Annotated in this window: 2 protein-coding genes; both read left to right on the top strand. The window is 69.1% G+C overall.

Going from position 1 to position 22,592, the window contains the following annotated elements; translation table 11 throughout:
* Positions 1-11,715 (top strand): SDR family NAD(P)-dependent oxidoreductase (locus tag ACFYXH_RS40165; protein ID WP_389574161.1); only part of this gene is annotated, 11,715 nt, incomplete at its 5' end.
* A gap of 37 nt (positions 11,716-11,752) precedes the next feature.
* Positions 11,753-22,582, top strand: a complete 10,830-nt coding sequence (locus ACFYXH_RS40160) for a type I polyketide synthase (RefSeq protein WP_389574159.1) — start codon at positions 11,753-11,755, stop codon at positions 22,580-22,582.
* The last annotated feature ends 10 nt before the right edge of the window (positions 22,583-22,592 follow it).

Raw genomic sequence — 22,592 nt, 5'->3', positions numbered from 1 at the left:
AGCCGCCGCGGACTCGATGCGGAAGGCGCCGACGAGCTGGCCGCCGAACTGGCCGAACTCGGCGCGGACAAGGTAGAGATCGCCGCCTGCGACGCCTCCGACCGCAGCTCGCTGGAGACGCTGCTCAAGTCGATCGACAGCGGACGTCCGCTGACCGCCGTCATCCACACCGCCGGAGTCCTCGACGACGGCGTCATCAACTCCCTCACCCCCGACCGACTCGACGCGGTCCTGCGCCCCAAGGCCGACGCCGCCCTCAACCTGCATGAGCTGACGTGGGATCTGGGGCTCTCCGCATTCGTTCTCTTCTCGTCCGCCGCCGGCGTCATGGGCGGTGCCGGTCAGGGCAACTACGCCGCCGCCAACACCTTCCTCGACGCACTCGCCCACCACCGCCGCTCGCTCGGCCTGGCCGCAACCTCTCTCGCCTGGGGCGCCTGGGAGCAGGCAGGCGGCATGGCCGGAAACCTCGGAGACACCAACGCCAACCGCATGAGTCGCGGTGGCATGACCGGTCTCTCCCACGCCGAGGGCCTGGAACTCCTCGACGCCGCATGGCCCACCGCCAAGGCCCTGCTCGTACCGATGCACATGGACCTGGCCGCCGTACGCGCCCAGGCATCATCGGCCGGCGTACCGCCCCTGATGCGCGGACTCGTACGCACCCCCATCCGCCGCACCGCCCACACCGCAACCGTCGAGACCGGAGCCCTGGCACAACGCCTCACCGGCCTCTCACACGAAGAGCGCCACACACTCCTCCTCGACCTGGTCCGCACACACGTCGCCAATGTCCTCGGCCACGAGAGCGGGACCAGCGTCGAACCCGCCCGTGCCTTCAAGGAGTTGGGCTTCGACTCACTCACCGCAGTCGAACTGCGCAACCAACTCGGCACAGCCACCGGACTCCGACTCCCCGCCACCCTCGTCTTCGACTACCCGAATCCCCTGTCCCTGGTCGACTTCCTGCTCACCGAATTCGGCGGTACGGACACCCTGCAGACGGCGGTCGCCCCTGCCGTGGTGCTCACCGACGACGAGCCGATCGCAATCGTCGGCATGGCCTGCCGCTACCCGGGCGGAATCACCTCACCCGAGGGAATGTGGCAGTTCCTCATGGGGGGCGGCGACGGCACATCGCTGTTCCCGGCCGACCGTGGCTGGGACATCGAGGACCAGTTCATCGAGGACCCGGATCGTCCCGGCACGAAGTACGCGCTGGCCGGCGGGTTTCTGCATGACGCACCGGAGTTCGACCCCGCGTTCTTCGGGATCTCGCCGCGTGAGGCGCTGGCGATGGACCCGCAGCAGCGGCTGCTGCTCGAAGCATCGTGGGAGGCCTTCGAGCGCGCCGGGATCGACCCGGCGTCCGTACGCGGCAGCTCAACCGGTGTCTTCGCCGGCGTGATGTACCACAACTACGCCGCTCGCGTGACGGACATCCCTGACGGCGTCGGCGGCTTCCTCGGCACCGGCAACTCCAGCAGCGTCGTGTCCGGCCGTGTCTCGTACACGTTCGGCCTTGAGGGTCCGGCCGTGACCGTGGACACCGCATGCTCGTCCTCGCTGGTCACGCTGCACCTGGCTGTTCAGGCGCTGCGCCGGGGAGAGTGCTCGCTGGCGCTTGCCGGCGGCGTCACCGTCATGCCGAACCCGGACACCTTCATCGACTTCGCACTCCAGGGCGGCCTGGCCGGAGACGGCCGCTGCAAGGCCTTCGCCGGCGCCGCGGACGGAACCGCGTGGTCCGAGGGTGTGGGCATGCTGCTCGTCGAGCGGCTGTCGGACGCCGAGCGCAACGGCCACAAGGTGCTTGCGGTCGTCCGCGGCTCCGCCGTGAACCAGGACGGCGCGTCGAACGGTCTGACCGCTCCGAACGGTCCCTCGCAGCAACGCGTCATCCGCCAGGCACTGGCGGGCGCGGGCCTGTCCACGGCCGATGTCGATGTGGTCGAGGCGCACGGTACGGGCACGCGGCTCGGCGACCCGATCGAAGCTCAGGCGCTGCTGGCCACGTACGGCCAGGGGCGCGAGGGCGGGGAGCCGTTGTGGCTCGGCTCGATCAAGTCCAACCTCGGCCACACCCAGGCAGCGGCCGGTGTCGCCGGCATCATCAAGATGGTCCTGGCGCTGCGTAACGGCGTCATGCCCAAGACCCTCCACATCGACGAACCCTCACCGCACGTCGACTGGTCGGCGGGTGACGTCTCCCTGCTGACCGAGGCGCGGGAGTGGTCCGAGCTCGACCGTCCACGGCGAGCGGCAGTGTCGTCCTTCGGCATCAGCGGCACGAACGCGCACATCATCCTGGAACAGGCGCCGGTCGAGAACTCCGATGCGGTGGCTGTGGCTCCGGTGGTTGGCGGGGTCGTTCCGTGGGTGCTGTCGGGCAAGACTGAGGATGCGCTGCGGGCGCAGGCCGATCGGCTGTACTCCTTCGTGGAGGAGAGCTCTGAGCTGGGTCTCGCGGATGTGGGTTACTCGCTGGCGGTGTCGCGGGCGCGGTTCGAGCACCGGGCCGTCGTCACCGGCACTGACCGGGACGAACTCCTCGCGGGAGTACAGGCGTTGGCCGCCGGTGAACCGTCCGGCGTACTGACCACCGGCAGCGTGAACCGTGGCCGGTTGGCGTTCCTGTTCACGGGACAGGGCAGCCAGCGGACCGGAATGGGCCGGGAGCTGTACGAGGCGTATCCGGTCTTCGCTGAGGCCTTCGACGAGGTCTGTGCGCACTTTGACGGGCACCTCGAGCGCCCACTGAAGGACCTCATCTTCGGCACGGACAACGCGGACTCCGGTCTGCTGGACCAGACGGTATTCACGCAGGCCGCACTGTTCGCCATCGAGGTCGCACTCTTCCGCCTGGTCGAAGCCTGGGGCCTGACCCCGGACTTCCTCGTCGGCCACTCCGTCGGCGAACTCGCTGCCGCACACGCAGCAGGCGTCTTCACCCTCGAAGACGCCACCAAGCTGGTCGCTGCGCGAGGCCGTCTCATGCAGGCCCTCCCGGCCGGTGGAGCCATGGCCGCGATCCAGGCCACCGAAGCGGAGATCCAGCCGCTGCTGGAAGGCCGCGAGACGGAGATCGCCATCGCCGCGATCAACGGACCTTCGTCGGTAGTGGTCTCCGGTGACGAGAACGCTGTCGTGGAGGTGCTGGAGTACTGGCGGGAGCAGGGCCGCAAGGTCCGCCAGCTCCGCGTCAGCCACGCCTTCCACTCCCCCCGCATGGAACCCATGCTCGAGGAGTTCCGCACCATTGCCGCAAGCCTGACCTACTCGACCCCGAGCATCCCGGTCGTCTCCAACCTCACCGGCCAACTGGCTGCACCCGAGGACCTCGGCACCGCCGACTACTGGGTACGCCACGTCCGCCAAGCAGTCCGCTTCGCCGACGGCATCACCCACCTCGCCACCCAAGGCGTCACCACCTTCATCGAGCTGGGCCCCGACGGAACCCTCTCCGCCATGGCCCAGGAAACCCTCACCGACGCCCATGACGACATGGTCTTCACCCCCGTCCTGCGCAAGAACCGCCTCGAAGCCGACACCCTCACTCAGGCCATCGCCCACGCACACGTCCACGGGACAGAACTCGACTGGAACGGCGTATACGCGGGCCGTGGTGGGCAACGTGTGGAGCTGCCGACCTACGCCTTCCAGCACCAGCACTACTGGCTGCGGGCCACAGCCGCAGCCGGTGACGCCACCAGCCTCGGACTCGGCAAGACCGGCCACCCGCTCCTCGGCGCGGCGATGTCGCTGCCCGAGACGGACAGCATCGTCCTTACCGGCCGTCTCTCGCTGCAGTCGCACGCTTGGCTGGCCGACCACACCGTCATGGACACCGTCCTCGTCCCCGGCACCGGACTGGTCGAGCTCGCGATCCACGCCGGCGACCAGGTCGGCTGCAGTTCCTTGGAGGAGCTGACGCTCCAGGCCCCGCTGGTCCTTCCCGAACGCGGCGGTATCGCTGTCCGGGTGGCGGTCGACGCTGCCGACGACAACGGGCGGCGGCAGGTCGCGATCTTCTCGCGGCTGGACGAGGCGGATGTTGCGGAGCCGTGGACCCGTCACGCGGTCGGCTTCCTGACAGAAAGCACGCCAGACGCGTCATTTGATCTGTCGGTGTGGCCGCCGAAGGGCGCTGAGTCCGTTGGAGTTGAGGATCTCTACGAGAACCTCGCCAGTACGGGCCTGTCCTACGGCCCGGTGTTCCAGGGTCTTCGGGCTGCGTGGCGACTGGGCGGCGACGTGTTCGCCGAGGTCGCACTTCCCGAAGGCACCACCACCGACGGCTTCGGACTGCACCCCGCACTCCTCGACGCCGCCCTGCACGCCGTGGCCCTCGGGGACTTCGTCGAAGCATCGGACCAGGCACGACTGCCCTTCGCCTGGAGCGGCGTGTCTCTCCACGCCACCGGCGCCTCCGTGCTCCGCGTCAAGCTCTCGGTAGCCGGCACCGATGCCGTATCGATCAGCGCAGCCGACGAGACCGGAACCCCCGTCGCAACCGCAGACGCCCTGGTACTCCGCACCGTCACAACCGAACAGCTCACAGCAGGCTCTGAGGGCTTCAACGACTCGATGTTCAGCATCGAGTGGCCGGAGCTGTCGCTGCCGTTGGTCGAGCCGGGTACGTGGGCAGTGCTCGGCGGTCAGCAGGGCGTCTTTGCCGACGGCCCGGTGTTCTCGAGCCTGGCCGAGCTCACTACCTCCGACACGATCCCCGAGGTCGTCTTCGCTCCCCTCGCGGCGTACGAAGGCACGGACACAGCCACCGCCGCTCACGAAGCGACATACCGCGCGCTGGCTCTCGTGCAGGGCTGGCTGGCAGAGGACCGCTTCGCCGACTCCCGCCTGGTGTTCGTCACCCACGGCGCAATCGCTGCCGGCTCGGCCGACACCGTCAGCGACCTGGCCAACGCACCCATCTGGGGCCTCGTACGAACGGCCCAGTCCGAAAACCCCGACCGCTTCGTACTCCTCGACACCGACGACAAGTCACCCGAACTCAACTCGCTGTGGCTGGTCCTCGGCTCCGACGAACCCGAAGCCGTACTCCGCAACGGCGCCATACGTGCACCCCGCCTGGCCCGCCCGACGATCGCCGAGACCACCACACCCCTGGACGCCTCCGGCACCATCCTCATCACCGGCGGCACCGGCGCCCTCGGCTCCCTCGTCGCACGCCACCTCGTCACCCAACACGGCGCACGCAACCTCATCCTCACCAGCCGCCGCGGACTCGACGCCAACGGTGCACCCGAACTGGCCACCGAACTGGCCGAACTCGGCGCGGACAAGGTAGAGATCGCCGCCTGCGACGCTGCGGACCGCGAGGCCCTCGCAACCCTCTTCGCCGCCGTCCCCGCCGAGCGCCCCCTCACCGCCGTGATCCACACGGCCGGTGTCCTGGACGACGGCGTCATCAACTCCCTCACCCCCGACCGACTCGACGCGGTCCTCCGCCCCAAGGCCGACGCCGCCCTCAACCTCCACGAACTGACAGCCGACACAGACCTGACCGCATTCGTCCTCTTCTCCTCCGTGGCCGGCGTCATGGGCAGCCCGGGTCAGGGCAACTACGCCGCCGCCAACACTTTCCTCGACGCACTCGCCCACCACCGCCGCTCGCTCGGCCTGGCCGCAACCTCTCTCGCCTGGGGCGCCTGGGAGCAGGCAGGCGGCATGGCCGGAAACCTCGGAGACGCCAACGCCAACCGCATGAGTCGCGGTGGCATGACCGGTCTCTCCCACGCCGAGGGCCTGGAACTCCTCGACGCCGCATGGCCCACCGACAAGGCCCTGCTCGTACCGATGCACATGGACCTGGCCGCCGTACGCGCCCAGGCATCATCGGCCGGCGTACCGCCCCTGATGCGCGGACTCGTACGAACTCCCGTCCGCCGCACCGCCCACACCGCAACCGTCGAGACCGGAGCCCTGGCACAACGCCTCACCGGCCTCTCACACGAAGAGCGCCACACACTCCTCCTCGACCTGGTCCGCACACACGTCGCCAATGTCCTGGGATACGAGAACGCCACTACCGTCGAACCCGCCCGTGCCTTCAAGGAGTTGGGCTTCGACTCACTCACCGCAGTCGAACTGCGCAACCAACTCGGCACAGCCACCGGACTCCGACTCCCCGCCACCCTCGTCTTCGACTACCCGAACGCAACTGCCGTCGCCGATTACCTCATCGCCGAAGTCATGGGCACCCAGCCCGAGGTGACCGCCGCCGTAGCGGTCCGCGACAACACCGACGACGAGCCGATCGCAATCGTCGGCATGGCCTGCCGCTACCCGGGCGGAATCACCACTCCCGAGGAGATGTGGCAGTTCCTCCTCACGGACGGCGACGGGATCACGCCCTTCCCGACCGACCGCGGCTGGGACCTGGACGGACTCTTCGACGGCGACACGGATCGGCCGGCGTCGGAGTACGCGCTGGAAGGTGGCTTCCTGCACCAGGCCGCCGACTTCGACCCGACCTTCTTCGGTATCTCGCCGCGTGAGGCAGTGGCGATGGACCCGCAGCAGCGGCTGCTGCTCGAGGCTTCATGGGAAGCGCTGGAGCGCGCGGGCATCGATCCGGCATCCGTACGCGGCAGTTCAACAGGTGTCTTCGCCGGCGTGATGTACCACAACTACGCCTCCCGGCTCACCGAAGTGCCGGACGAGGTGGCGGGCTTCCTCGGCAACGGCAGTGCGAGCAGCATTGCGTCCGGCCGTGTCTCGTACACGTTCGGTTTCGAGGGTCCGGCTGTCACTGTGGACACCGCGTGCTCGTCCTCGCTGGTCGCCCTGCAGATGGCGACGCAGTCGCTGCAACGTGGCGACTGCTCGATGGCGCTCGTCGGTGGTGTCACCGTCATGCCGACACCGGACACGTTCGCCAGCTTCGCCCTCCAGCGCGGCCTCGCGCTGAACGGCCGCTGCAAGCCCTTCGCCGGCGCAGCCGACGGCACCGGCTGGTCCGAAGGCGTGGGCATGCTGCTCGTCGAACGCCTCTCGGACGCACAGCGCAACGGCCACAAGGTCCTTGCGGTCGTACGCGGCTCCGCCGTCAACCAGGACGGCGCATCCAACGGCCTGACCGCTCCCAACGGCCCGTCGCAGCAGCGCGTCATCCGCCAGGCCCTCGCCAATGCCGGTCTGTCGACAACCGATGTGGATGTCGTCGAGGCGCACGGCACGGGCACACGCCTGGGAGACCCGATCGAAGCTCAGGCGCTGCTGGCCACGTACGGCCAGGGACGCGACACCGACCAGCCCCTGTGGCTCGGCTCGATCAAGTCCAACCTCGGCCACACCCAGGCAGCGGCCGGCGTCGCCGGCATCATCAAAATGGTCCTGGCACTGCGCGCAGGTGTCATGCCAAAAACCCTCCACGTGGACGAGCCCTCACCGCACGTCGACTGGTCGACGGGTGACGTCTCCCTGCTCACCGAGGCACGGGAATGGCCCGACCTGGACCGCCCGCGCCGCGCCGCCGTCTCGTCCTTCGGCATCAGCGGCACCAACGCTCACGTGATTCTGGAGCAGGCGCCGGCCGTGGAAGCTGTTGAAGCTTCCGAGACTCCGGTGGTTGGTGGGGTCGTTCCGTGGGTGCTGTCGGGCAAGTCTGAGGGTGCGCTGCGGGCGCAGGCCGAGCGGCTGTACTCCTTCGTGGAGGACTCCGAGCTGGGTCTGGCGGATGTGGGTTACTCGCTGGCGGTCTCGCGGGCGCGGTTCGAGCACCGGGCCGTGGTCTCGGGTGCGAGCCGTGAGGAGCTGCTGTCCGGGCTGGAGGCTCTCGCCGCCGGACGGACGGCCCCAGGACTGGTCGACGGATCGACCGGTACGGGCGGCAAGCTGGCGTTCCTGTTCACGGGACAGGGCAGCCAGCGGACCGGCATGGGCCGCGAGCTGTACGAGGCGTATCCGGTCTTCGCGGCGGCCTTCGACGAGGTCTGTGCGCACTTTGACGGGCACCTTGAGCGTCCGCTGAAGGACCTCGTCTTCGGCACGGACAACGCGGACTCCAGTCTCCTGGACCAGACCGCGTTTACGCAGGCCGCGCTGTTCGCCATCGAGGTCGCCCTGTTCCGACTGGTCGAGGCGTGGGGACTGACCCCCGACTTCCTCGTCGGCCACTCCGTCGGCGAGCTCGCTGCCGCACACGCAGCAGGCGTCTTCACCCTCGAAGACGCCACCAAGCTGGTCGCGGCGCGCGGCCGTCTCATGCAGGCCCTCCCGGCCGGCGGAGCCATGGCCGCGATCCAGGCCACCGAAGCCGAGATCCAGCCGCTGCTGGAAGGCCGGGAGACGGAGATCGCCATCGCCGCGATCAACGGACCTTCGTCCGTGGTCATTTCCGGTGACGAGAACACTGTCGTGGAGGTGCTGGAGTACTGGCGGGAGCAGGGCCGCAAGGTCCGCCAGCTCCGCGTCAGCCACGCCTTCCACTCCCCCCGCATGGAACCCATGCTGGACGAGTTCCGCACCATCGCCGCAAGCCTGACCTACTCGACCCCGAGCATCCCGGTCGTCTCCAACCTCACCGGCCAACTCGCCACACCCGAAGACCTCGGCACCGCCGACTACTGGGTACGCCACGTCCGCCAAGCAGTCCGCTTCGCCGACGGCATCACCCACCTCGCCACCCAAGGCGTCACCACCTACCTGGAACTCGGCCCCGACGGAACCCTCTCCGCCATGGCCCAGGAAACCCTCCCCGACGCCCATGACGACATGGTCTTCACCCCCGTCCTGCGCAAGAACCGCCCCGAAGCCGACACCCTCACTCAGGCCATCGCCCACGCACACGTCCACGGGACAGAACTCGACTGGAACGGCGTATACGCGGGCCGTGGTGGGCAACGTGTGGAGCTGCCGACCTACGCCTTCCAACACGAGCACTACTGGCTCCACGCAACAGCCTCGTCCAGTGACGCCACCAGCCTCGGACTCGGCACGACCAAGCACCCGCTGCTCGGCGCCGCGATCGCTCTCCCGGACTCCGACGGCGTACTGCTTACCGGCCGCCTGTCCCTCCAGTCCCACCCCTGGCTCGCCGACCACATCGTCATGGACACCGTTCTCCTCCCCGGCACAGCACTGGTCGAGCTCGCCATCCACGCCGGCGACCAAGCCAGCTGCAACTCACTCGAGGAACTGACGCTCCAAGCCCCACTCGTACTCCCCCAACACGGCGGCATCGCCCTCCGCGTGACCGTCGGCGCCGCCGATGACAACGGGCACCGCCACGTCACCATCCACTCACGCCTCGACAACGCCGAGGCAGAAACACCGTGGACCCGCCACGCCACCGGGCTCCTGTCCGAGGGAACTGCCGACGGCAGCGCCGACTTGTCCGTCTGGCCGCCCAAGGGCGCCGACACCGTCGAGCTCGACGGGCTGTACGACGGTCTGGCAAGCATCGGCCTCACCTACGGCCCGGTCTTCCAGGGTCTGCGCGCCGCCTGGCGACTCGACAACGACATCTACGCCGAAGTGGCACTGCCCGAGGGCACCGCAACCGACGGCTTCGGACTGCACCCCGCACTCCTCGACGCCGCCCTGCACGCCGTGTCCCTGGGCGACTTCACCGAGGCCTCGGACGAGGCACGACTGCCCTTCGCCTGGAGCGGCGTGTCTCTCCACGCCACCGGCGCCTCCGTGCTCCGCGTCAAGCTCTCGGCAGCCGGCACCGACGCCGTATCGATCAGCGCAGCCGACGGCAGCGGTGCACCTGTCGCAACCGTGGAGTCGCTGATGCTGCGGCCGGTGGACTCCGCGCAGCTCTCGACCGCTCAGCGTGCATTCCACGACTCTCTGTTCCAGGTGGACTGGACGGACATCTCCGTCCCGGCTCCCGTGTACAAGACCCTGTCCGTGATTGGCACAGATGCTGTCCTGTCCTCCGTCCCCTCGGAGCTCGCGACGTACGCCGACCTCGATGTCCTCGCCAAGGCCTTCGAGTCCGGTACGCCGGTGCCGGAGCTGGTCCTCGTACCACTGGCAGCAGCCGATGAGGGTACGGACACGGCTGATGCTGCACACCAGTCCGCACATCACGCACTGAGCCTGGTGCAGAACTGGCTGGCCGAAGACCGGTTCGCAGACTCGCGCCTGGTCTTCATCACCCACGGTGCCGTCGCCGCGGGCCCGGCTGAAGCCGTCAAGGATCTGGCGAACGCGCCCGTCTGGGGTCTCATCCGCTCCGCACAGGCCGAAAACCCCGACCGCTTCGTCCTCCTCGACACCGACGACGCGTCGCCCGCTTGGGACCGACTCGCCTCGGTGGCCTCGACCGGCGAGCCGGAGGCGGCACTGCGCGGTGGTGTCGTACGAGCGCCTCGCCTGGCCCGCGTGCCCGCCTCCGAGACCGCCTCACCCATCGAGCTGGACCCGTCCGGCACCATCCTCATCACCGGCGGCACCGGCGCCCTCGGCTCCCTCGTCGCACGCCACCTCGTCACCCAACACGGCGCACGCAACCTCATCCTCACCAGCCGCCGCGGACTCGACGCCAACGGTGCACCCGAGCTGGCGGCCGAACTGGTCGAACTCGGCGCAACCACCGTCGACATCGCCGCCTGCGACGCATCCGACCGCAGCTCGCTCGAGACGCTGCTCAAGTCGATCGACAGCGAGCGTCCGCTGACCGCCGTGATCCACACGGCCGGAGTCCTGGACGACGGTGTCGTCAACTCCCTCACCCCGGAACGCCTCGACGCGGTCATGCGCCCCAAGGTCGACGCCGCCCTCAACCTCCACGAACTGACAGCCGACACAGACCTGACCGCATTCGTTCTCTTCTCCTCCGCCGCCGGCGTCATCGGCAACCCCGGCCAGGGCAACTACGCCGCCGCCAACACCTTCCTCGACGCACTCGCCCACCACCGCCAAGCACTCGGCCTCCCCGCAACCTCCCTCGCCTGGGGCGCCTGGGAACAAGCCGGCGGCATGGCCGGAGACCTCAGCAACGCAGACCGCCACCGCCTCAACGGCCTCACCGACACCGAGGGCCTCGAACTCCTCGACGCCGCATGGCCCACCAACACAGCCCTGCTCGTACCGATGCACCTGGACCTGGCCGCCGTACGGGCCCAGGCATCATCGGCCGGCGTACCGCCGCTGCTGCGCGGACTCGTACGCACCCCTGGCCGCCGCAGCGCGCAGCAGACCGCGGTCGTTGAGTCGGAGGCATTCGCGAAGCGTCTGGCCGGTCTCACGGCGGACAAGCGTGCGGAGCTGCTGCTCGACCTCGTACGTACGCAGACGGCAGCCGTCCTCAGTTTCGCGGGACCCGATGACATCGACCCGAAGCGCGGCTTCCTGGAGCTGGGTGTCGACTCGCTGACGGCTGTCGAACTGCGCAACCAGCTCGGCAAGGCGACCGGACTGCGGCCGCCCGCCACGCTGATCTTCGACTACCCGGCGCCGGCCGCCGTGGCCGACTACCTGGCAGCGGAGCTCGGTACGGAGACGGGCGCGACCGCGCTGTCCGTCCACTCCGAGCTCGACAGGCTCGAATCGCTGCTCGCAGCGATCGGCGGCGGCGCCGACGAGCGTTCCGGAATCACCGCCCGGCTGCGGGCCGTGATGTCGAAGTGGACCGACGCCCAGACCGAAGCGGACGGCGCAGCACCGGACGACGCGCTGGAGTCGGCGACAGCCGACGAGTTGTTCGACCTGCTCGACAACGAACTTGGCCAGTCCTGAACCCGCACGTCGTAGCCCTCACAGTGGAGTGACCTCAGTGTCGAACGAAGAGAAATTGGTCGACTACCTCAAGCGGGCGACGGCCGACCTGCGCGATACCCGACGCCGCCTGCGCGAGGCGGAGGACAAGGACCGCGAGCCGATCGCGATCATCGGCATGGCCTGCCGCTATCCGGGCGGGATCACCACGCCCGAGGCGCTGTGGCAGCTCGTGATCGATGGGCGTGACGGCATCACGGAGGTCCCCGCCGACCGTGGGTGGGACATCGATGCCTTGTCCCTCGCGGACGAGAACGCCGCGGGCGACCCCGGCCACGACGGTGAGAAGCGGGTACCGCGCGGCGGATTCCTGGAAGGGGCCGGGGACTTCGATCCCACCTTCTTCCGGATCTCACCGCGTGAGGCGCTGGCGATGGACCCGCAGCAGCGGCTGCTGCTCGAGGCCTCCTGGGAGGCGTTCGAGCGGGCCGGGATCGACCCGGAGTCGGTACACGGCAGCAAGACCGGCGTGTTCGCGGGCTTGATGAACAACACCGACTACACGCCGTCCCCCGCGCAGGAGGGCATCCCCGAAGGCATCGAGGGCTTCCTCGGCACGGGCGGTTCCGGCAGTGTCGCCTCCGGCCGCGTCTCCTACACCCTGGGCCTCGAAGGTCCGGCCGTCACCGTGGACACGGCCTGCTCGTCGTCCCTCGTGACGCTGCACCTCGCGGCGCAGGCACTGCGCAACGGCGACTGCACCCTCGCCCTGGCCGGCGGCGCCACCGTGATGGCCACTCCGGGTACGTACCTGGAGTTCTCGCGGCAGCGAGGCCTCGCGCTCGACGGCCGCTGCAAAGCCTTCGCTGACGCGGCCGACGGAACGGGCTTCTCCGAGGGCGTCGGCATGCTGCTTCTGGAGCGGCTGTCGGACGCCGAGCGCAATGGCCACAAGGTCCTTGCGGTCGTCCGCGGCTCCGCCGTCAACCAGGACGGCGCAAGCAGCGGCCTCACCGCTCCGAACGGCCCGTCCCAGCAGCGCGTCATCCGCCAGGCCCTGACCAACGCCGGCCTGTCGACGGCCGATGTGGATGTGGTCGAAGCGCACGGTACGGGTACACGGCTGGGTGACCCGATCGAGGCCCAGGCGCTGCTGGCCACATACGGCAAGGACCGTCCTGCGGAACAGCCTCTGTGGCTGGGGTCGTTCAAGTCGAATGTCGGCCACACGCAGGCGGCGGCCGGTGCCGCGGGCATCATCAAGATGGTCCTGGCACTGCGCGCGGGTGTCATGCCGAAGACCCTGCATGTGGACGCCCCTTCTCGGAAAATCGACTGGTCGGCGGGGGCGGTGTCGCTGCTGACCGAGGCGCGGGACTGGCCGGAGACCGGGCGTCCGCGGCGGGCCGCGGTGTCTTCGTTCGGCGTCAGTGGCACGAATGCGCATGTGGTGCTGGAGCAGGCGCCGGTCGTGGAGGCCGCTGTGGCTCCTGTGACTCCGGCGGTCGGCGGGGTGGTTCCGTGGGTGCTCTCGGGCAAGACTGAGGACGCACTGCGGGCACAGGTCCAGCGGCTGCACTCCTTCGTGGAGGAGAGCCCTGAGCTGGGTCTGGCCGATGTGGGTTACTCGCTTGCCGTGTCACGGGCGCGGTTCGAGCACCGGGCGGTCGTCTCGGGCGCGAGCCGTGAGGAGCTGTTGTCCGGGTTGGAGGCTGCCGCTGCCGGCGATCTGTCGGGGGCGGTGACTGCGGGAAGCGTGAGTCGTGGGCGGGTTGCGTTCCTGTTCACGGGTCAGGGCAGTCAGCGGGTCGGGATGGGCCGGGAGCTGTACGAGGCGTATCCGGTGTTCGCTGAGGCCTTCGACGAGGTCTGTGCGCACTTTGACGGGCACCTCGAGCGCCCGCTGAAGGACCTCGTCTTCGGCACGGACAACGCGGACTCCGGTCTGCTGGACCAGACCGCGTTTACGCAGGCCGCACTGTTCGCGGTCGAGGTCGCACTCTTCCGCCTGGTCGAAGCCTGGGGACTGACCCCGGACTTCCTCGTCGGCCACTCCGTCGGCGAGCTGGCTGCCGCACACGCAGCAGGCGTCTTCACGCTGGAGGACGCCACGAAGCTGGTGGCTGCGCGCGGCCGGCTGATGCAGGCCCTCCCGGCCGGTGGAGCCATGGCCGCGATCCAGGCCACCGAAGCCGAAATCCTGGCGACGGTCGAAGGCCGGGAGACGGAGATCGCCATCGCCGCGATCAACGGCCCTTCGTCGGTGGTCATTTCCGGTGACGAAGCCGCTGTCGTGGAGGTGCTGGAGCACTGGCGGGAGCAGGGCCGCAAGGTCCACCAGCTCCGCGTCAGCCACGCCTTCCACTCCCCCCGCATGGAACCCATGCTCGAGGAATTCCGCACCATCGCAGCGACCCTGACCTACTCGACCCCGAGCATCCCGGTCGTCTCCAACCTCACCGGCCAACTCGCCACACCCGAAGACCTCGGCACCGCCGACTACTGGGTACGCCACGTCCGCCAAGCAGTCCGCTTCGCCGACGGCATCACCCACCTGGCTGAGCAGGGCGTCACCACCTTCATCGAGCTGGGCCCCGACGGAACCCTCTCCGCCATGGCCCAGGAAACCCTCACCCACACCGACAACACCCTCTTCACCCCCCTCCTGCGCAAGAACCGCCCCGAAGCAGACACGTTCACCCAAGCCATCGCCCACGCACACGTACGCGGTACAGAGCTGGACTGGGACGGCGTCTTCGCAGGCCACCACCCGAACCGCATCGACCTCCCCACCTACGCCTTCCAGCACCAGCGCTACTGGCTGGACATGCCTTCTGTTGGTGGTGACGCGACCAGCCTCGGTCTCGGCTCGACGGGTCATCCGCTGCTGGGCGCCGCCGTAACCATCCCGGAGTCGGACGGGGTGCTTCTCGCAGGCCGCCTGTCCCTCCAGTCGCACCCATGGCTGGCGGACCACGCCGTCATGGACACCGTTCTCCTCCCCGGCACAGCACTGGTCGAGCTCGCCATCCACGCCGGCGACCAGGTCGGCTGCGGTGCGCTGGAGGAGCTGACGCTCCAAGCCCCGCTGGTCCTCCCCGAGCAAGGGGGTGTCGCGCTGCGCGTGACGGTGGATGCCGCCGATGACGGAGGTCGTCGGTCGGTAGCCATCTACTCGCGCCTCGACGACGCCGAGCCCGACACTTCGTGGACCCTCCATGCGGTTGGCGCCCTGGACGAGACAGTCTCGGATGCCTCGCTCGACCTGTCGGTGTGGCCGCCGAAGGGCGCCGAGGTCGTGGAGCTCGACGGTCTGTACGCCGGCTTGGCGGGGGTCGGTCTCTCGTACGGCCCGGTGTTCCAGGGTCTTCGGGCTGCGTGGCGACTGGGCGGCGACGTGTTCGCCGAGGTCGCACTTCCCGAAGGCACCACCACCGACGGCTTCGGACTGCACCCCGCACTCCTCGACGCCGCCCTGCACGCCGTGGCCCTCGGGGACTTCACCGAAACATCGGACCAGGCACGACTGCCCTTCGCCTGGAGCGGCGTGTCTCTCCACGCCACCGGCGCCTCCGTGCTCCGCGTCAAGCTCTCCACAGCCGGCACCGACGCCGTATCGATCAGCGCAGCCGACGAAACCGGAACCCCCGTCGCAACCGCAGACGCCCTGGTACTCCGCACTGTCACAACCGAACAGCTTTCGGCGGGCCGTAGCGGCTTCCACGACTCGCTGTTCTGCGTGGAGTGGCCGGAGCTGTCGCTGCCGTCCGTCGAGCCGAGGTCATGGGCCGTACTGGGCGAGCAGGGCATTTTTGGCGACAGCCCACTGTTCGCAGACTTGACCGGACTCGGCGCCGCCGACACGATCCCCGAGGTCGTCTTCGTCCCGCTGACCGACTATGAGGGAGCAGACACGGCCGCTGCCGCTCACCAGGCGGCACACCATGCCCTGGCTCTCGTCCAGGACTGGCTGGCGGAAGAACGGTTCGCGGACTCCCGCCTGGTGTTCGTCACCCGTGGCGCCGTCGCTGCCGGCCCGAACGAAGCCGTCACAAACCTGGCGAACGCGCCGGTCTGGGGCCTCGTACGCTCCGCACAGGCCGAAAACCCCGACCGCTTCGTCCTCCTCGACCTCGACGAGACCTCGGAACTCACCCGGCTGTGGCCGCTCCTCGGCTCCGACGAACCAGAAGCAGCCCTCCGTAACGGCGTCGTACGGACCCCTCGCCTGGCCCGCACGCCCGCCTCCGAGACCCCCTCACCCATCGAGCTGGACCCGTCCGGCACCATCCTCATCACCGGCGGCACCGGCGCCCTCGGCTCCCTCGTCGCACGCCACCTCGTCACCCAACACGGCGCACGCAACCTCATCCTCACCAGCCGCCGCGGACTCGACGCCAACGGCGCACCCGAACTGGCCACCGAACTGGCCGAACTCGGCGCGGACAAGGTAGAGATCGCCGCCTGCGACGCTGCGGACCGCAGCTCGCTGGAGACGCTGCTCAAGTCGATCGACAGCGAGCGTCCGCTGACCGCCGTCATCCACACCGCCGGCGTCCTGGACGACGGTCTGATCAGCTCTCTCACCTCCGACCGCCTCGACGCGGTCCTTCGTCCGAAAATCGACGCGGCTCTCAACCTCCACGAACTGACAGCCGACACAGACCTGACGGCATTCGTCCTCTTCTCCTCCGCCGCAGGCGTCATCGGCAACGCGGGTCAAGCCAGCTATGCCGCGGCCAACACCTTCCTCGACGCACTCGCCCACCACCGCCAAGCGCTCGGCCTCCCCGCAACCTCCCTCGCCTGGGGCGCCTGGGAACAGGCCGACGGCATGGCCGGAGACCTCAGCGACGCAGACCGCCACCGCCTCAACGGCCTCACCGACACCCAAGGCCTCGAACTCCTCGACACCGCATGGCCCACCAACACAGCCCTGCTCGTACCCATCCGACTCGACCTCGCCACCATCCGCGCCCAGGCATCATCGGCCGGCGTACCGCCCCTCATGCGCGCACTCGTACGCACCCCCACCCGCCGCACCGCCCACACCACCGCTGCGGTGGTGGCGCGTGGCGAGTGGGCAAAGCAACTGGTCGCCCATGCGCCCGGCGAGCGGCATGCGTTCGCACTCGACCTGGTCAGGGCGCGGGTCGCCGCGGTGCTCAGCTACCCCAATGCTGAATCGGTGGACCCCGAGAAGGCGTTCAAGGAGTTCGGGTTCGACTCGCTGACAGCCGTCGAGTTCCGCAACCAGCTCGGCACGGCTGTTGGGCTCCGTCTCCCCGCCACCCTTGTCTTCGACCACCCGAACGCGACGGCCGTCGCCGATTTCGTGGTCGCTGAGCTCACCGACACCCATGCGGCGATTGAGGTCAACGCCTCGACTGTCGACCTTGCGGATGACGAGCCGATCGCGATCGTCGGCATGGCCTGCCGCTACCCGGGCGGAATCACCACTCCCGAGGAGATGTGGCAGTTCCTGCTCACGGACGGCGACGGGATCACGTCCTTCCCGACCGACCGCGGCTGGGACCTGGAGCGAGTCTTTGGCGAGGATCCGGAGAACCCCGGAGAGTCGTACGCACTCGAAGGCGGATTCCTGAAGGACGCGGGTCACTTCGACCCGACCTTCTTCGGTATCTCGCCGCGTGAGGCAGTGGCGATGGACCCGCAGCAGCGGCTGCTGCTCGAGGCTTCATGGGAAGCGCTGGAGCGCGCGGGCATCGATCCGGCATCCGTACGCGGCAGTTCAACAGGTGTCTTCGCCGGCGTGATGTACCACAACTACGCCTCGCGTCCCACGGAGATCCCGGAGGGTGTGGAGGGCTTCCTCGGCACAGGCGGTTCGAGCAGCGTCATCTCGGGACGGGTGTCGTACACGTTCGGGTTCGAGGGTCCGGCTGTCACTGTGGACACCGCGTGCTCGTCCTCGCTGGTGGCCCTTCATCTGGCCGCGCAGTCGCTGCGTCGAGGCGAGTGCTCCATGGCCTTGGCCGGTGGTGTCACCGTCATGCCGACACCGGACACGTTCGCCAGCTTCGCCCTCCAGCGCGGCCTCGCGCTGAACGGCCGCTGCAAGCCCTTCGCCGGCGCAGCCGACGGCACCGGCTGGTCCGAAGGCGTGGGCATGCTGCTCGTCGAACGCCTCTCGGACGCACAGCGCAACGGCCACAAGGTCCTTGCGGTCGTACGCGGCTCCGCCGTCAACCAGGACGGCGCATCCAACGGCCTGACCGCTCCCAACGGCCCGTCGCAGCAGCGTGTCATCCGCCAGGCCCTCGCCAACGCGAAGCTCACGCTCGGGGATGTGGACGCGGTGGAGGCGCACGGCACGGGCACGCGCCTGGGAGACCCGATCGAAGCTCAGGCGCTGCTGGCCACGTACGGCCAGGGGCGCGAGGGCGGCGAGCCGTTGTGGCTGGGCTCGGTGAAGTCCAACCTCGGCCACACCCAGGCAGCGGCCGGTGTCGCCGGCATCATCAAGATGGTCCTGGCACTGCGCGCAGGTGTCATGCCCAAAACCCTCCACGTGGACGAGCCCTCACCGCACGTCGACTGGTCGACGGGTGACGTCTCCCTGCTCACCGAGGCACGGGAATGGCCCGAACTGGACCGCCCGCGCCGCGCCGCCGTCTCGTCCTTCGGCATCAGCGGCACCAACGCTCATGTCTTGATCGAGCAGTTCCCGGCCGAAGCCGAGACTGTGTCGTCGAATCCCCCGCGTGTGGTTGGTGGGGTCGTACCGTGGGTGCTCTCCGGCAAGTCCGAGGGCGCGCTGCGGGCCCAGGCTGAGCGGCTCGCGACATTCGTCGGCGAGCGGTCCGACCTGGGTCTGGCGGATGTGGGGTACTCGCTTGCCGTGTCACGTGCGCGGTTCGAGCACCGGGCCGTCGTCACCGGCACTGATTGGACTGAACTCCTCGCCGGACTGAAGGCGTTGGCCGCCGACGATCTGTCGGGTGCGGTGACCACGGGCAGCGTGAACCGCGGCCGGGTCGCGTTCCTGTTCACGGGACAGGGCAGTCAGCGGGCCGGGATGGGTCGGGAGCTGTACGAGACCTACCCGGTGTTCGCGGCGGCCTTCGACGAGGTCTGTGCGCACTTTGACGGGCATCTTGAGCGTCCGCTGAAGGACCTCGTCTTCGGCACGGACAACGCGGACTCCGGTCTGCTGGATCAGACGGTGTTCACGCAGGCCGCACTGTTCGCGGTCGAGGTCGCACTCTTCCGCCTGGTCGAAGCCTGGGGACTGACCCCGGACTTCCTCGTCGGCCACTCCGTCGGTGAACTCGCTGCCGCACACGCAGCAGGCGTCTTCACCCTCGAAGACGCCACGAAGCTCGTCGCGGCGCGCGGCCGTCTCATGCAGGCCCTCCCGGCCGGTGGAGCGATGGCTGCGATCCAGGCCACCGAGGCGGAGATTCTGCCGCTGCTGGAGGGCCGGGAGCACGAGATCGCGATCGCCGCGATCAACGGCCCTTCGTCGGTGGTCATTTCCGGTGACGAAGCCGCTGTCGTGGAGGTGCTGGAGTACTGGCGGGAGCAGGGCCGCAAGGTCCGCCAGCTCCGCGTCAGCCACGCCTTCCACTCCCCCCGCATGGAACCCATGCTCGAGGAATTCCGCACCATCGCCGCAAGCCTGACCTACTCGACCCCGAGCATCCCGGTCGTCTCCAACCTCACCGGCCAACTCGCCACACCCGAAGACCTCGGCACCGCCGACTACTGGGTACGCCACGTCCGCCAAGCAGTCCGCTTCGCCGACGGCATCACCCACCTCGCCGCCCAAGGTGTCACCACCTACCTGGAACTGGGCCCCGACGGAACCCTCTCCGCCATGGCCCAGGAAACCCTCACCCACACCGACAACACCCTCTTCACCCCCCTCCTGCGCAAAAACCGCCCCGAAGCAGACACCCTCACCCAAGCCATCGCCCACGCACACGTCCACGGGACAGAACTCGACTGGAACGGCGTATACGCGGGCCGTGGTGGGCAACGCGTGGAGCTGCCGACCTACGCCTTCCAACACGACCGCTACTGGCTCGAGTCGCTCTCTCCCAGCGGCGACGCCGCCGGACTTGGCCAGTCCGCCACCAGCCACCCCCTGCTCGGCGCCGCCATCGCTCTCCCTGACTCCGACGGCGTACTGCTCACCGGCCGCCTGTCCCTCCAGTCCCACCCCTGGCTCGCCGACCACGCCGTCATGGACACCGTCCTCGTCCCCGGCACAGGACTCGTCGAGCTCGCCGTCCACGCCGGCGACCAGGTCGGTTGCGGCCAGGTCGAGGAGCTGACGCTCCAGGCCCCCCTTGTCCTCCCTGAGCGCGGCGGTATCGCCCTCCGGGTGACAGTGGGTGCCGCCGAGGACAACGGGCTGCGTCAGGTCGCGATCTACTCCCGGCTGGACGAAGCAGATTCTGCGGAGCCGTGGACCCGTCACGCCTCCGGTCTCCTGGCAGAGAACGCGCCGGACACCTCATTCGATCTGTCGGTGTGGCCGCCCAAGGGCGCCGATTCGATTGACACGGACGGCCTCTACGCAGACCTGGCGGGGGCCGGCCTCTCATACGGCCCGGTCTTCCAGGGGCTGCACGCCGCCTGGCGACTCGGCGCCGACATCTACGCCGAAGTGGCACTGCCCGAGGGCACCGCAACCAACGGCTACGGACTCCACCCCGCACTCCTCGACGCCGCCCTGCACGCCGTGGCTCTGGGCGACTTCGTGGGAGCGTCGGACGAGACTCAGCCGGAAGGCGGCCCCTGGCTGCCGTTCGCGTGGAACGGCGTGTCTCTCCACGCCACCGGCGCGTCGGCGCTGCGCGTGAAGCTGTCCCCGTCCGGTGCCAATGGCTCCAACGGCGCCAATGCGGTGTCGCTGACCGTTGCCGACGACACCGGCGCCCAAGTGGCATCGGTGGAGTCGATGATGCTGCGCGCGCTCGCGGCCGAGCAGCTGACTGCGGGCCGCGAGGCGACGCACGACGCTCTCTTCCGTGTCGACTGGTCCGATCTCACCACCCTTCCCACCGTCACGGCGCCCTCCTGCGCGATCCTCGGATCCGACGGCCATCTCCAGCGCCTCCTCAAGGGCTCCGGTATCGACGCGGCGACCCCCATGGATCTGGCGGAACTGGCTACCGCCGACGCCATCCCCGAGGTCGTCCTCGCCCCCATTGCGGCGTACGAAGGTACGGACACGGCCGCTGCCGCTCACCAGGCGGCACACCATGCCCTGGCTCTCGTCCAGGACTGGCTGGCGGAAGAACGGTTCGCCGACTCCCGACTCGTCTTCATCACACACGGCGCCGTCGCCGCCGGCCCGAACGAAGCCGTCACAGACCTGGCGAACGCACCCGTCTGGGGCCTCGTACGCTCCGCACAGGCCGAAAACCCCGACCGCTTCGTCCTCCTCGACCTCGACGAGACCTCGGAACTCACCCGACTGTGGCCGCTCCTCGGCTCCGACGAACCAGAAGCAGCCCTCCGTAACAGCGCCGTACGAACCCCTCGCCTGGCCCGCACGCCCGCCTCCAAGACCACCACACCCATCGAGCTGGACCCGTCCGGCACCATCCTCATCACCGGCGGCACCGGCGCCCTCGGCTCCCTCGTCGCACGCCACCTCGTCACCCAACACGGCGCACGCAACCTCATCCTCACCAGCCGCCGCGGCCCCGACGCCAACGGCGCACCCGAACTGGCCACCGAACTCACCGAACTCGGCGCAACCACCGTCGACATCACCGCCTGCGACGCATCCGACCGCAGCTCGCTCGAGACGCTGCTCAACTCAATCAGCACCGCCCACCCCCTCACCGCCGTGATCCACACCGCCGGCCTCCTCGACGACGGCCTGATCAACTCCCTCACCCCGGAACGCCTCGACGCGGTCATGCGCCCCAAGGTCGACGCCGCCCTCAACCTCCACGAACTGACAGCCGACACAGACCTGACCGCTTTCGTCCTCTTCTCCTCCGCCGCCGGCGTCATCGGCAACCCCGGCCAGGGCAACTACGCCGCCGCCAACACCTTCCTCGACGCACTCGCCCACCACCGCCAAGCACTCGGCCTCCCCGCAACCTCCCTCGCCTGGGGCGCCTGGGAACAAGCCGGCGGCATGGCCGGAGACCTCAGCAACGCAGACCGCCACCGCCTCAACGGCCTCACCGACACCGAGGGCCTCGAACTCCTCGACACCGCATGGCCCACCAACACAGCCCTGCTCGTACCCATCCGACTCGACCTCGCCACCATCCGCGCCCAAGCATCATCGGCCGGCGTACCGCCCCTCATGCGCGCACTCGTACGCACCCCTGGCCGCCGCACCGCCCACACCCCCACCGCGGTGGTGGCGGACGCTCTGACGCAGCGCCTCGCCGGGCTTTCGCGTGAGGACCGCCGGGCCGCGCTGCTTGAGCTCGTACGGGCGCAGGCCGCGTCCGTGCTCGGTTTCGCGAGTGTGTCGGAGGTCCCTGCGGACCGTGCCTTCCGGGAGCTGGGGTTCGACTCGCTGACGGGCGTCGAACTACGGAACCAGCTCGGCAAGGCGACCGGACTGCGGCCGCCCGCCACGCTGATCTTCGACTACCCGAACCCGGTCGAACTTGCCGAGTACCTGTTGGGCGCGCTGCCCGTCGGCGACGGGGCCGGGCGCAGTGTGCACGACGAGTTGGACGCCCTCGAGTCGCTGCTCTCCTCGCTCGAACCCGACGGTGGTGAGCGTGTCCGTATCAGCACCCGCCTCCAGACGCTGCTGGCCCGCCTGGGCGAGGACCGGGGCGAAGAGGGTGCCGGGGAGGCGGAGTCGGTGACGGACACGATCGACAGCGCCACCGACGACGAGATGTTCCAGTTCATCGGCCGAGAATTCGGCATTTCCTGACCCGCTAGGA

Origin of the sequence: Streptomyces sp. NPDC002730 (assembly GCF_042888805.1) — a bacterium.
Lineage (GTDB): Bacteria > Actinomycetota > Actinomycetes > Streptomycetales > Streptomycetaceae > Streptomyces.
The sequence above is the reverse complement of the archived record's forward strand: the minus strand, read 5'-3'. Positions and strand labels throughout refer to the sequence as shown.